Source organism: Niastella sp., from assembly GCF_045805085.1.
In the GTDB taxonomy this organism is placed as follows: Bacteria; Bacteroidota; Bacteroidia; order Chitinophagales; family Chitinophagaceae; genus Niastella.
Map to the genome: position 1 here is coordinate 1 of NZ_JBJMLX010000007.1, position 12,547 is coordinate 12,547.

Genomic DNA, 12,547 nt, shown 5'->3' on the forward strand with positions numbered 1-12,547 from the left:
CGACCATTATAAACAACTGGCGCAAAATATCAAAATTGCACAGGCGGAGGATATGTGGGATAGGAATTCAGAAATATTATTACATGCCTATGCTTCATAAGTTGATGAGTTGACGAGTTAACAAGTTAACAAGTTTACGAGGGAGAAAGAGTTGAAGGAAATAAAGTAGGAAGTTGATAGAAGCAAGCAAACAACAATATTCTCATGAAGAAAGTATTATTAAGCGCTTATGCCTGCTCGCCCATAAGAGGTAGCGAACCAGGCAACGGCTGGAGCTGGGCATTGAACCTGGCATTGCAAGGGTATGATGTATGGTGTTTAACTAACGTAGAAGACAGGGAAGCAACCGATGAAGAATTACAAAAACTGGAGTTGCCAAACCTGCACATTGTTTATGTAGAGCTGAATTTCAACCTCGATAAAAGGTTGTTGAATGCTTCTTCGAAAACCATTTACCTGCATTACTATTTATGGCGCAAGAAAGCAGCCCGTATTGCGAAGCAGTTGCATAGGAAAATGCATTTTGATGTGGCGCATCACGTAACGTTTGGCAGTTTTCAGCAGGGTACTTTCTTATGGAAGTTGAAAGATACCCGCATCATCTTTGGCCCGGTAGGGGGCGGACAGGAAGCGCTGCCTGCTTTTAAAGAGTATTTTGGCCAGGCGTGGAAAATTGAACAGTTACGCAGCCTTATCTCGAAACTGAGCATAAAGTTCAGCAATAACTTAAGGAACACCGTCACCCGTTCTCACCATATCCTGGTGACGAACCAGGATACCGCCAATATTGTACAAAAGATAAAAACAACAGCGCCGCAAAACGTTCACCTGATACTGGATAATGCCATCCCCTTATCCATGCAGCATATGGAATACATTGACCGCAAACCCGGCAAGCAGTTGAACCTGCTGTGGGTGGGCAGAATGTTACCCCGCAAAGGGTTGAACCTGATCCTGCATGCGTTGTCACTGGTGCCGGAATCAGTTGACTACACATTCACGATAGTGGGCGGCGGCGAACAATACCAGTTCTTACAGGGCTGGATAGAACAATATGGTCTGGACCCAAAGCGCCTGCGCATCCTTGGACAGATCCCTTTTAATGAAGTGGTTCATCACTATGAGCAGGCAGATGTGTTTATTTTCTGTTCGTTGCGCGATTCCTGTCCGGCCCAGTTAAACGAAGCCATGGCTTTTGGTTTGCCTATTATCTGTCTCGATTTACATGGGTCTTCGCTGGCGGTAAGCAGTGATTGCGGAATAAAAGTAAAACCTACTACAAAAGAAGAAACGGCACAGGGAATTGCCAAAGCAATTATCCGGTTTCATGAAGACACAGCCTTTAGAAAACAGTGTTCGGTAAATGCATTCAATTACGCCAAGAGCAATACCTGGGAACGCAAAGTACATTTAATAACCTCTCAATTCTACAATTAATGGCTCAACGGATCTTGGTGGGAGTGCCACCAAAACATCACGTTCTTTTATCACAGGATGAAATTGCAGGGTTCACCGATCTGGGGTATACCTGCAGACCAGTAACGTATGGCCGGAACGATTCAAATGCCGGCAAGCTAAAAAAAGTATGGGGTACAGTGGGGAAGGCTTTTAATGTGGTTAAAGAACTCTATGCATTTAAGCCACATATCTTATACCTCAACTCCCGGTTTGAACCGGTTGGTTCGGTGCGTGATTTTATCACCATATTGATCATTAGGCTCTTTTACTTCCGCAAGGTGAAAATCGTGATCAAGACCCACGGTTCAGATATTTCATTATTAGAAAGAGGATCTTTCTTTTACCGGAGGTTGTTAATCCCCTTTTTGAGGAAAGAGGTGGTGGCATGGTTCTTTTTATCGAACGATGAGAAAGAGTTGGTGCGGAAATATGATCCCGGTTTAGCGCGAAAAGTGTTTGTCACGGCAAACATAGTTGATCCAGGACGTTCGGTGGCCTCACTCGCGTTCAGGGAAAAATATTCATTGGATGAGAATAAATTCAAAGTATTGTTTGCCGGCCGCATAGTGCGCGCGAAAGGTGTATTCAGTTTGTTGGAAAGCATCCCCTTGCTTTCGTGTAAGGAGGATTGTCAGATCGTTTTTGTGGGCGATGGCCCCGATATGGCAGCGTTGAAGAAACGGGCTGAAGAATTGAAAATAACTGAGTATACGCGTTTCCCGGGATTTGTTCCCGATCACGAATGCGATCATTTTTATGCGAATGCCGATATGCTGGCTTTTCCTACTTATGACAGCGAAGGGTTTCCCATGGCGCTGTTTAAATCGGTAGCAGCCGGTTTGCCGGTAATCACCTCCTGCATAAGGGCAGCAAAAGATCATTTATCTGAACCCGATAATGTGTTATGGGTAGATGGGCAATCGGCAGAAAGTGTAGCAAAAGCAATAGATACGTTATACGATGATCATGCATTACGAAATGCCATGTCGCAGAACAACCGGATAATTGCAAAGAAATTCACCCGGCTGGAAGTATGTGCCGGCATGCATGAAGTAATGATGTCGCTTAGTCATTCCTGACTAACAGTTGTTGACCGACCGCTTAGTAAAAACAAACCCGGAAAATAATCAATATGTCGATTATAAATGTAATCAGGCAAATGCGAGATCTTTTGTTTCGTAAGGTGCTTTACAGGCGTTACGACATAGCAGAAGGTTTTCATGCCGGTTTACGGGTGCGTATCTGGGGTAGGCAAAAAGTTGTGATCGGTCGTAATTTCTATATTGGGAGGGATTCCTTTATTGAAGCGGATGTAATAATAGGCAATAACGTTATGTTTGGCAACAGAGTAGCCATTATAGGACGCTACGACCATCACTATCAGAAGCCAGGTATACCAATACGACTGGCAGAACAGATCAGGGATCCTGCATACAATTGGAAAGGGCTCGGTATGGTCACCATCATTGAAGATGATGTGTGGATCGGATACGGGTCTACGGTACTGTGTGGGGTGACAATCGGGGAAGGAAGCATCATTGGCGCTGGTTCGCTGGTAACAAAAGATGTGGAGCCCTATTCCATTTATGCAGGCGTTCCTGCGCGCAAAGTAAGAAGCCGTTTCGACGACCCCCTTGACCTGCAAACCCACCTTAAACTGGTTCAATCCAAATATTACGGCAAACTGTAAAATTCATCCCCAAAATACTTATTGGTATGGAAAGGAAAAGTATTATCAACTTTGGTATTACAACGGGCAACTATTCTTCTTTTGTAAATAACATTGTTACCATGGCGCATCATAAAGAAAGCGCCAATGTGTGCGTGGCCAATGTACATATGTTCATTGAAGCCTACAAAGACCAATCGTTCAACAACATCATCAATGATGCCACTATGGTAACACCCGATGGTAAACCACTTACCTGGGTGTTAAACTATGTTTATGGCATCAGGCAGGACCGTGTAGCGGGTATGGACCTGTTACCCGATCTGTTGCAACAAATGATGTTGAAAAGGCTGCCGGCATTCTTTTATGGCGGCACACCCGCTTTGCTGGAAAAAACAGAACATTATTTACGATATGCATTTCCCTACCTGCCCATTGCCGGCATGTACAGTCCACCATTCAGACCTGCTACGCCTGAAGAGGAAGATCAGTTGGTGGAGAAGATCAATAACTCCGGCGCTGCTGTAGTGCTGGTAATACTCGGATGTCCCAAACAGGAAAGATGGATGGCTTCCATGAAAGGCCGCATCAAGGCCGTGATGATCGGAGTGGGAGGGGCCCTGCCCGTTATGGTGGGTATGCAAAAACGCGCACCATCCTGGTTGCAGGGTATGGGCCTGGAATGGTTGTATCGCCTCATGCAGGAACCCCGCCGTTTGTTTAAGCGGTATGTAATCACCAACTCCCTGTTCATTTACCTGTTCTTTAAGAAGATCTTTAAGGTGCATGGGGTGAGGAAAGAGTTGACGAGTTGACAAGTTGACAAGTTGACAAGTTGACAAGTCGAGGAGAAAGATAAAGGTTAAGTGGAATAAAGTAGAAAGTTGATAGGGTTAATGGGTTAATAGGGTTAAAAAGGAATGAGAGATGAAAGGAGTGATGAATATTACATTCTCGCGAGCCATCTTTGCCCTCTGCCCTCTGCCCTTTGCCCTTTTCCCTCTGCCCTTTGACGCGCCTCACCACTTGCAACCAAGCATTTACCACAGATAACCCACCATTAATAGTGACATATGAATAGCAGATTTTTGCGAAATTTACAGTTGACCTTACTGGCAATGGACCTGGTGGCTATTAACATGGTATTTTTTATAGCCCGGTTCTTTTTCAGAAGAGAAATGCTGATAGAAGCTTATGTGGAATATACTTATTTTGGTGTTTACTTAACTGTTGCCTGGCTGATAGTGGCCTTTTCGAACAATGTATATCATGAGCGCAATATTTTTACTTTTGAATTATTTGCCGGGCGATCGACCCGGGCCTTTCTGTATTTGTTGCTCATGATCTGTGCGTTTTTGTTCTTCTCCCATTGGTTTATAATTTCCCGGTTATTTATTGCAGTTATCATCTGCGGCATTCCTTTGCTGCTTACCTGTAACCGGTTTTTATACCTGGCGATCTATCATTATTTTAAAAAGAAGGATTACTTCTCCCATAAAGTGGTGGTGCTGGGATACAACGATCTGTCGAGACGCCTGGTTGATTACCTGGAAGAAGACGGCGTGAACAAGGAAGTGGTTGGTTATTGTGAAGAAGTGGAGAATATCCATGAGTTGACGCGGTATCCCATTTTGGGCAGCATCAGTAAAGCGCTGGATGTATGTAAGATCTACGGCGCTACAGAAATATATTCAACCATAGTGCCTGAACAAAATCCCGGCATCTACCGGTTGATAAAGAATGCCGATCAGAACTGTATCCGTTTCAGGATAGTGCCCGATATAGGCGCGCTGGTAAAGCGGCAGGTGTATATCGATTACCTGAACGAGATCCCTGTATTGTCGTTACGGAAAGAACCCCTGGATGACCTTGGCAACAAGATCAAAAAACGGGTATTCGATATTATAGTGAGCGGGCTTGTTACCATTTTCATTCTCTCCTGGCTGATCCCCATTATTGGATTGTTGATTAAGCTGGAATCGAAGGGGCCAATATTTTTCAGACAACAACGCAGCGGGCAGGATAATAAATCTTTCTGGTGTTTGAAGTTCAGAAGTATGAAGGTAAATGAGAACGCGAATACCCTGCAGGCCACGCGCAACGATGCCCGCATTACTAAACTGGGACAGTTCCTGCGTCGCAGCAGTCTCGATGAGTTTCCGCAATTCCTGAATGTATTGATGGGCGATATGAGTATCGTAGGGCCACGCCCGCATATGTTGAAGCATACAGCAGACTACTCAAAGATCATCGATGAATATATGATCCGCCAGTTCCTGAAACCCGGTATTACCGGCTGGGCGCAGGTGAATGGTTTCAGAGGTGAAACAAAAACGCTTGACCAAATGAAAAAGCGTGTTGAGTTTGACTTGTGGTATATGGAGAACTGGAATTTGTGGCTGGATATCAAGATCATGTTCCTGACCGTATTTAACACTATAAAAGGCGAAGAGAATGCATTCTAAGACAAATGTGACGAAAGTAGAGAGATATAAACTTGAGGGGGCGGGTAAGATATTTTTGTTTATCGCCTTGCTTATTATTACCGGGTTGTTTTGCGAATGGCCCAATTTTCACCCGGAACATTATTTTGGCTCCGAATACCACTGGTGGCTTGATATGATCTTTCACGGGGGCTATTATTTTGTGATCACCATTCTGTTATATATAATTTTTTGCCGCGGCCGCAATAAAGGCGTGTTCTGGATAGCGGTATTTTTATCTTCCGGTCTTTTTGAGATCTGTCAATCCTTTGTGCCCGGAAGGTCTGTTTCCTGGCTTGATATGACCAGTAATTTCATTGGCATTACCCTTGCCACGCTGATCTGTTCCTTGTTTTACAGATCATAACCTTCGTTTTATTTTCCCTCCCTAACCGCCGCATGTTACAATCGTTCCTATCAATCAATCTATCCGGATGATGAAACCAAGGATATTATTCATTGTTCAGCTTCCGCCTCCTATACATGGTGTAACCGTAATGAATCAGCATACGGTTGATAACCCCAATTGGAAATCGAAGTATGAAGTAAAAACCTTACCGCTGCATTTTGGCCAAACGCTGGGTGACATTGGCAAAATAACGCCATTGAAAATGATGCACATGGTAGGGTTTCTGTTCAGGCTTTGCGGCATTCTCATTACCTTCAGACCCTCCCTGGTGTATTTCACGATCGTACCAACAGGAAAAATATTTTACCGGGATGCATTGATAACGTCGCTTATTAAATTGTTTCGGCGCCGCATCGTTTTTCATTTGCATAAAAGAGGGATCGAGGAAATGGCCGCCGGTTCCCGCCACAAACGGTGGTTGCTAAAGAAAACATTCCGCAATACAAGGGTGATCTGCCTCTCGAAGAAGTTAACCGCAGACATTCGAACCGTATACAAACCGGAACCATTTATTTTGCTTAATGGCATCGAGGTGGTGAACAAAAAGATCCTGCCGCGCGATCCGGCCGCACCCCGCATTTTGTATTTGTCAAACCTGGTAATCAACAAAGGCATAGAAGTATTCCTGCAAAGTCTGGCCGAACTGCATAAACGGGGCTGTTCATTTCATGCAAGTGTAATAGGAGCGCCGGTTGATTATTCCCTGGAAATGGCAAAAGCATTTTGTGAAAGGGCGGGCATTGCGCACCTGGTTGAAATACCTGGTCCCAGGTTTGGCGCTGATAAATTTGATGAACTGGCCAGGGCCGACATTTTTGTATTGCCTTCCTTCAATGAGTGTGTGCCGCTAACGATCCTGGAAGCCATGCAGTTTGGCTTACCCGTAGTGGCTACCAGCGTGGGGGGGATACCCGATATTCTGCAGGATGGCGTAAACGGCATGTTGGTTGAGCCCGGCAGTGTAGAGGAATTAACAGCCCGCCTGCAGCACTTATTAGAAAATAAAACAGAACGTTTACAAATGGGTTATAGCGCCCGGGAGCGTTTTATACAAAAATATACCCTCGAGAAGTTTTATGAAGGGCTGACCGACATTTTTGAGCAGTCATTGCACGATAAACCGCGGCTGTAAGAAAAGGTATTTATTCATTATTTTAGTGTCGGGAACAAAATACCTGCACATATGAAATTATATAAAACGGCCAAAGGAATATTGTTACAGTTTAAAGAGGAATATTATGTATTGCAGCACGAATGGGATAAACTGATAAATCGCGATAATTTATATGCCTGGCTGCTGGGCGAATATGTAAATGGAAAGAAAATAACCACCGTTGAAGCCGCCGAATGGCAGCGCCAACTGTTGCCACCCATTGGTTCGCAGGAAGTATGGGCCGCCGGCGTTACCTATTTGCGCAGCCGCGATGCGCGGATGGAAGAATCAAAAGATACCGGCGGCGCCGATTGCTATTCCCGGGTATATGAAGCCGAACGCCCGGAATTATTCTTCAAAGCATTACCGCACCGCGTGGTTGGCCACGAGCAAACCGTGTACATCCGTAAAGATTCTACCTGGAATGTGCCCGAGCCTGAACTGGCGTTGTACATCAATGCGGCCGGGGTTATACAGGGTTATACCATTGGCAACGATATGAGCTCAAGAAGCATCGAGGGCGAGAATCCGCTGTACCTGCCACAAGCCAAGGTATATGAAAAAAGTGCCGGATTGGGCCCCTGTCTGTATGTGCCTGAACAACCGATCTCTGCTGAGACTGGCATCTACATGACCATTCATCGCAACGAGGTGAAAATGTATGAAGGCAGCACTACCGTGAGCCGCATGAAGCGCCTATTACCTGAGCTGGTTGATTACCTGTACAAGGAATGCGATTTTGCGTCCGGTTGTTTCCTGATGACCGGCACCTGCCTGGTACCGCCCACCGATTTCACATTACAACCCAATGACCGCGTTACTATCAGTATCGACGGCATTGGCACCATGGTGAACCTGGTGGATGTAAAAGGCAATTAGCGCAAACAGAAATACCAGATCCACAACATATACACGGGTTGAAAGAACAACCTTGACACGTTGTACAGATCAGGTTTTGTACGCGCTACGTAGATGTTGGCCGGAAACACGGCTATTAAAAGCAATAAAAGTCCGTAAGCTGCCCAGGTACGGGTGGCTGCAAATAATACTAAGACACCTAAGATAATTTCTGCCGCCCCGCTGAGATAGTTCATTGCACGCCGGTAAGGCCAGTGGGGCGGTATCATTGCTTCCAGTTTCTCGCGTTTGGCAAAATGACTGATACCTACCAGCACGAACATCATAGCGAGGGCAAAGGCGCCTTTGTCGTTTAACGCGGGCAACCAGGCGCCGCCCGATAACAGGCTTATCAAAAAGCCAATTCCAAAAAATGAAATAAGTCCGATTAAGAATGCCATAACCTATAAGATTGTCCATACAAAATTGGGTACACTACCCGACAAATACGTTAACCAACGACAAAAAGCAACGCCGGTTTTTTAACATGGGTTAACGTTTTTGGGCCAGTTTATTTCGTATGCGGCTGAGGCTGGGGGCCTGAATGCCCAGGTAGGAAGCAATGTAATGTTGTGGCAACCGTTCCAGGATATGCGGTTGGGTAGCTAATAATTCAATATATCTTTCTTCGGCGGTTTTTAGTAGCAGTGATTTGTACGAGTTCATGGCCACCAGGTAAACATACTCCGCAATAAGGCGGCCGAACCGTTCATACTGCGCGCCCATTTTATACAGTTGCTGCATGTTGTCGTACGACAGGAAAAACACCTCACTATCTTCCAACGCCTCTACATTGTTCATGGCCGGTTTTTGGGTTAGAAAGCTTTCATAGTCGCCGAGCCATTGCCCCTCAAACATAAAATGACCCGTTTGTTCCCGCTCCTGGTAAGTAAAATACATTCTGAAGGCGCCTTTAGTCACAACGCCCATCTCATGCGCCACCTGTCCCTCTTTTACAAAAAAATCATGTTTGGCAATCGTTCGTTGCTCCAGCTTACTGATAAAGAAAATTATTTCTTCTTCAGTGATAGAAGGCATTATTCGTAATAATGATTGTTTAATGGTACCAAACATGCTTTAGTGCTTTGGTGCAATTTACTTCTTAGTTTTTTAGTTCTTAAGTTATTAAGTTCTTTAGTTTGATTCAAAAAACCCAAGAACTTATGAACTAAATAACTAACGAACTTCTTCATTTGTCCTCAATGGGAAATCCTTATCTTAGAGCATGTTCAAATTGATTACTTGCTTTTTACTAATAACCAGCACAACGATTGCCCAAACCGGCGTACACCTGTCGACGGTTGGTAAAGGCTGGGCCGCCAATTCCGTCAATACCGTTATTTTCCGGCATAATTCCCTCACCAGTTATAAAAATTCCCAATACATCGCGTATTACGATTCAGCCCAACGGCTGGTAGTTGGTAAAAGAACCATCGGTTCCGACAAATGGACGGTGGTGACCACGCCCTACATTGGCAAAGCCTCCGATGCGCACAACACCATCAGCATTATGGCTGACGGCCAAGGCTATCTGCATATTTCATGGGACCATCACAACAATGAATTACGGTACATCCGAAGTGTAAGTCCCGGTTCATTACAGTTTACTGAAAAGCTGCCAATGACCGGCATCAAGGAAAAGAGCGTGACGTATCCTGAATTTTACCGGTTGCCCAATGGCAACCTGTTGTTCCTGTACCGCGATGGCGCCAGTGGTAACGGCAGCTTGATGCTGAACCACTACGACGCCAAATCAAAAAAATGGACACAACTACAGGACGGCTGGATCAATGGCGAAGGGCAGCGCAGTCCTTACTGGCAACTGACCGTTGATAAAACCGGCATTATCCATATCTCCTGGGTGTGGCGCGAATCACCGGATGTAGCCAGTAACCACGATATGGGTTATGCCTGTTCAAAAGATGGGGGGCATACCTGGGAAAAGAGTACGGGTGAAAAATATGCGTTGCCTATTACAGAAGCTACTGCAGAATATGCGAGCCGAATCCCACAGAAAAGCGAGCTCATCAACTCCACTACCATGGCCACAGATGAAGCTGGCCATCCGTATATAGCTACGTACTGGCGCGATTCTGGCAGCACCGTTCCGCAATACCGGCTCATCTATCACAACGGCCGGCAATGGATCACCCAGCAAATTACCAATAGAACAACACCATTCACTTTATCAGGCGGAGGCACCCGGCGCATTCCTATCTCGCGGCCGCAATTATTGGTGTTGAATAAAAAGGAGGCGGTGCAGGGCATACTCATTTACCGGGATGCGGAGCGTGGTGATAAGGTAAGCATGTCCGTTTGTGACAACATAACCCAGGGGAAGTGGCAGGCAAAAGACCTTACCACCACGCCTGTTGGCTTATGGGAACCCAGTTATGATAAAGAAAGCTGGCGCCAGAATAAGATCCTGTATTTGTTTATTGAACAGGTTGAACAGGGTGATGCCGAAACTACCCGGGCCATTGAGCCGCAGCCCGTACAGGTGCTGGAGTGGAAACCCTGAGCCAAGTTGTTAGAGGGTAATCACGAGGCGTTGTCCATTTTGAACATCGAGGTCCCATACACCGGCAATGTTTTCCATTGGCACAGACACGGTATCTACAATGAGCTTTCCAGTTGCTGCCAGTGTAAAAGCGTTGGGTAAGATCTCTTTAAAAAGCTGCTGGATCTGGGATTTAGTCCAGGCGCCCAAGCCAGAACCTGTAAGCTGGATATTGGTACTACGCATAATAGCGGCTGATAACCGGATAACATCCCCCGACATACTGCCTACCGATACAAACCGGATGCTGTTGGTAAAAGAACCATTGCCCTTTAAGCAGGACAGGATCAACTCCGCCGTATGTCCCCACAGGTAATCAATAATAATGTCAACAGGCTTTTGGCTGTGCAGGGCCATGAACTGGCTTTTAAAGCTATCATCATCCTGTGACACGGAAATGATCTCATCGGCGCCCATCGATAACAATTCATTCAAAGAAGTCTGGTTTCTACCGGTGGCGATCACCTTCCCAGCGCCATAGTGTTTGGCCAGCTGCACAGCCACCCGACCTGTAAAACCGGTGGCCCCATTAATAAGTACTACATCGCCCGGTTGAATGTCTGCTTTAAATAGAAGGGCCATGGCAGCGCCAAAAACGGCATTGGGGAGGGCCGCGGCCACCAGATCATTTACGCCATCAGGTATGGGAACGATCATATTGCTATCGATAGTGGCTTTTTCGGCCATCATCCCGCTTGCACCTATGCCATACACTCGCGTACCATCGGGTAACAGGCAAACCCCATCGCCACCAATTACGTGACCGTTTTCTTTGGGTGCGTCGCTTGAATAATGTTTACCGCTGGCCCGGCTTTTATCGAGGTGTTTAATAGCTACTGCCTTTACAGTGACCAATACTTCTTTGCCGTTTTGTACGATTGGTTCGGGAACGTCTGCACATTGTGGCATTCCGCCATTTGGATAAAGAACAACTGCTTTCATTTTGATTTGTTTTTGTTAGCACAAAATTAGCGCAGTGGGTAGCCCCCGGACGATAACATATGTTATCAAGTTTTAGAAATGGGATCTGCCTTTGGCCAGTTTGCTTTTTATGCGGCTCAGGTGAACGGTACTAACACCCAGGTAGGAAGCAATATAATGTTGGGGTACCCGCTGAACGATCTTTGGTTTTTTCTTCAGCAGGTTCAGGTAGCGTTGTTCAGGCGTATCGCGGATGAAGGAAACAAACTCATTCATATAATGGGCTTGCCGGTGGGCGCTCATTTGCAGCACCATTTGGGCGAAGTAGGGTTCGCGGCTCAGTTCTTCTACCAGTTGTAAAGCATATTTTTTGGGTAAAAGATAAAGGATCGATGGCTCGATAGTTTCTATAGAAATTAAGCTGGGCACATTGTTAACGAAACTCTCGAACGAAGCCAGCCCTTCCTGTTCAAAAAAGAATTGTACGGTTTTGTCGTTCCCATCTTTGTTTAAAAATGCCCGCACACAACCTTTCTCAATAAATATGTAATGCTGCGATCGCTTGCCTGCGGAAAGTAATAAAGTTTTCGCGGGCACTTCCTGCCGTTTATGAAAAGGCAGGTACTTGTGCCACCAGTCGTTTAATTGGGGAAATTTATGTCTGAAATGGAAAAACATAATTGGTTGAAAAGATAACCATTTTCGCGATTTTCTTCGTACATTCTGGAAGTAGGCGTAAATACAAAGACCTCATTAAAAACTATTATAACATGATCATACTGGAAAACGATGTACAAAAAATAATTGAGGAAGATGCCGTGCAGGCCTTCCCCAATGAATGTTGCGGGTTTGTGTTTGGCCATGAAGACAGCAATGGCCGCCGCCACCTTACCCAGGCGCATACTGTAACCAATGTAAAGGAAGGCGACAAACGCCGTCGGTTCGAGATTGCGCCCCAGGATTATATAGATGCAGAAAAATATGCCGAAGAACAACA

The 12,547-nt window shown here is 45.6% G+C and carries 14 protein-coding genes; 10 read left to right on the forward strand and 4 right to left on the reverse strand.

What is annotated here, in order from left to right; genetic code table 11:
• Positions 1-204 precede the first annotated feature (204 nt).
• From ACJ751_RS00395 to ACJ751_RS00430, 8 genes are all read left to right on the forward strand, one after another.
• Positions 205-1,437, forward strand: coding sequence for a glycosyltransferase family 4 protein (locus ACJ751_RS00395; RefSeq protein WP_407743381.1), 1,233 nt, complete (start codon positions 205-207; stop codon positions 1,435-1,437).
• A complete protein-coding gene (locus ACJ751_RS00400) occupies positions 1,437-2,537 on the forward strand; it encodes a glycosyltransferase family 4 protein (protein ID WP_407743382.1) in 1,101 nt (366 codons plus the stop codon). Before ACJ751_RS00395 ends, ACJ751_RS00400 begins: the two co-directional genes overlap by 1 nt.
• 53 nt (positions 2,538-2,590) lie before the next feature.
• The gene (locus tag ACJ751_RS00405) at positions 2,591-3,148 is read left to right on the forward strand and encodes an acyltransferase (RefSeq protein ID WP_407743383.1); all 558 of its coding nucleotides are present in this window, start codon (positions 2,591-2,593) and stop codon (positions 3,146-3,148) included.
• A 26-nt stretch (positions 3,149-3,174) separates the two neighbouring features.
• A complete protein-coding gene (locus ACJ751_RS00410; RefSeq protein WP_407743384.1) occupies positions 3,175-3,942 on the forward strand; it encodes a WecB/TagA/CpsF family glycosyltransferase in 768 nt (255 codons plus the stop codon).
• 258 nt (positions 3,943-4,200) lie between these two features.
• Entirely contained in the window at positions 4,201-5,592 is a 1,392-nt protein-coding gene (locus tag ACJ751_RS00415; protein WP_407743385.1) for an undecaprenyl-phosphate glucose phosphotransferase, read from the forward strand.
• Positions 5,582-5,977 carry a VanZ family protein gene (locus ACJ751_RS00420; RefSeq protein ID WP_407743386.1) on the forward strand — a complete coding sequence of 132 codons (396 nt, stop codon included), beginning with the start codon at positions 5,582-5,584 and terminating at the stop codon, positions 5,975-5,977. The genes ACJ751_RS00415 and ACJ751_RS00420 overlap by 11 nt, the downstream gene beginning before the upstream one ends.
• Positions 5,978-6,047: 70 nt before the next feature.
• Complete coding sequence (locus tag ACJ751_RS00425) at positions 6,048-7,151, forward strand: glycosyltransferase family 4 protein (RefSeq protein ID WP_407743387.1); 1,104 nt, start codon at positions 6,048-6,050, stop codon at positions 7,149-7,151.
• 51 nt (positions 7,152-7,202) lie between these two features.
• On the forward strand, positions 7,203-8,051 hold the full coding sequence (locus tag ACJ751_RS00430; protein ID WP_407743388.1) for a fumarylacetoacetate hydrolase family protein: 849 nt from the start codon (positions 7,203-7,205) through the stop codon (positions 8,049-8,051).
• Here the strand turns inward: ACJ751_RS00430 and ACJ751_RS00435 are convergent.
• Complete coding sequence (locus ACJ751_RS00435; protein WP_407743389.1) at positions 8,048-8,470, reverse strand: MauE/DoxX family redox-associated membrane protein; 423 nt, start codon at positions 8,468-8,470, stop codon at positions 8,048-8,050. The two genes, ACJ751_RS00430 and ACJ751_RS00435, sit on opposite strands and share 4 nt — an antisense overlap.
• 91 nt (positions 8,471-8,561) lie before the next feature.
• Entirely contained in the window at positions 8,562-9,143 is a 582-nt protein-coding gene (locus ACJ751_RS00440) for a Crp/Fnr family transcriptional regulator (RefSeq protein WP_407743390.1), read from the reverse strand.
• Between the two features lie 151 nt (positions 9,144-9,294).
• Between ACJ751_RS00440 and ACJ751_RS00445 the strand changes: the two genes are divergently transcribed.
• The gene (locus ACJ751_RS00445; protein WP_407743391.1) at positions 9,295-10,590 is read left to right on the forward strand and encodes a BNR repeat-containing protein; all 1,296 of its coding nucleotides are present in this window, start codon (positions 9,295-9,297) and stop codon (positions 10,588-10,590) included.
• 9 nt (positions 10,591-10,599) lie between these two features.
• Here ACJ751_RS00445 and ACJ751_RS00450 read toward each other — a convergent pair whose 3' ends face one another.
• Together ACJ751_RS00450 and ACJ751_RS00455 are read right to left on the reverse strand one after the other, a co-directional pair.
• On the reverse strand, positions 10,600-11,571 hold the full coding sequence (locus ACJ751_RS00450) for a zinc-binding alcohol dehydrogenase family protein (RefSeq protein ID WP_407743392.1): 972 nt from the start codon (positions 11,569-11,571) through the stop codon (positions 10,600-10,602).
• 72 nt (positions 11,572-11,643) lie between these two features.
• Positions 11,644-12,228, reverse strand: coding sequence for a Crp/Fnr family transcriptional regulator (locus tag ACJ751_RS00455; protein ID WP_407743393.1), 585 nt, complete (start codon positions 12,226-12,228; stop codon positions 11,644-11,646).
• 92 nt (positions 12,229-12,320) lie between these two features.
• On the opposite strand from ACJ751_RS00455, the gene ACJ751_RS00460 reads away from it, so the two are divergent.
• Positions 12,321-12,547, forward strand: a 227-nt coding sequence (locus ACJ751_RS00460; protein WP_407743394.1) for a Mov34/MPN/PAD-1 family protein, incomplete at its 3' end; no start/stop codon positions are given.

What these genes read in the sequence shown, in the direction of transcription:
- ACJ751_RS00395 (WP_407743381.1), top strand. Translation starts at nt 205, where the DNA reads ATGAAGAAAGTATTATTAAGCGCTTATGCCTGCTCGCCCATAAGAGGT.
- ACJ751_RS00400 (WP_407743382.1), top strand. Translation starts at nt 1,437, where the DNA reads ATGGCTCAACGGATCTTGGTGGGAGTGCCACCAAAACATCACGTTCTT.
- ACJ751_RS00405 (WP_407743383.1), top strand. Translation starts at nt 2,591, where the DNA reads ATGTCGATTATAAATGTAATCAGGCAAATGCGAGATCTTTTGTTTCGT.
- ACJ751_RS00410 (WP_407743384.1), top strand. Translation starts at nt 3,175, where the DNA reads ATGGAAAGGAAAAGTATTATCAACTTTGGTATTACAACGGGCAACTAT.
- ACJ751_RS00415 (WP_407743385.1), top strand. Translation starts at nt 4,201, where the DNA reads ATGAATAGCAGATTTTTGCGAAATTTACAGTTGACCTTACTGGCAATG.
- ACJ751_RS00420 (WP_407743386.1), top strand. Translation starts at nt 5,582, where the DNA reads ATGCATTCTAAGACAAATGTGACGAAAGTAGAGAGATATAAACTTGAG.
- ACJ751_RS00425 (WP_407743387.1), top strand. Translation starts at nt 6,048, where the DNA reads ATGAAACCAAGGATATTATTCATTGTTCAGCTTCCGCCTCCTATACAT.
- ACJ751_RS00430 (WP_407743388.1), top strand. Translation starts at nt 7,203, where the DNA reads ATGAAATTATATAAAACGGCCAAAGGAATATTGTTACAGTTTAAAGAG.
- ACJ751_RS00435 (WP_407743389.1), bottom strand. Translation starts at nt 8,470, where the DNA reads ATGGCATTCTTAATCGGACTTATTTCATTTTTTGGAATTGGCTTTTTG.
- ACJ751_RS00440 (WP_407743390.1), bottom strand. Translation starts at nt 9,143, where the DNA reads ATGTTTGGTACCATTAAACAATCATTATTACGAATAATGCCTTCTATC.
- ACJ751_RS00445 (WP_407743391.1), top strand. Translation starts at nt 9,295, where the DNA reads ATGTTCAAATTGATTACTTGCTTTTTACTAATAACCAGCACAACGATT.
- ACJ751_RS00450 (WP_407743392.1), bottom strand. Translation starts at nt 11,571, where the DNA reads ATGAAAGCAGTTGTTCTTTATCCAAATGGCGGAATGCCACAATGTGCA.
- ACJ751_RS00455 (WP_407743393.1), bottom strand. Translation starts at nt 12,228, where the DNA reads ATGTTTTTCCATTTCAGACATAAATTTCCCCAATTAAACGACTGGTGG.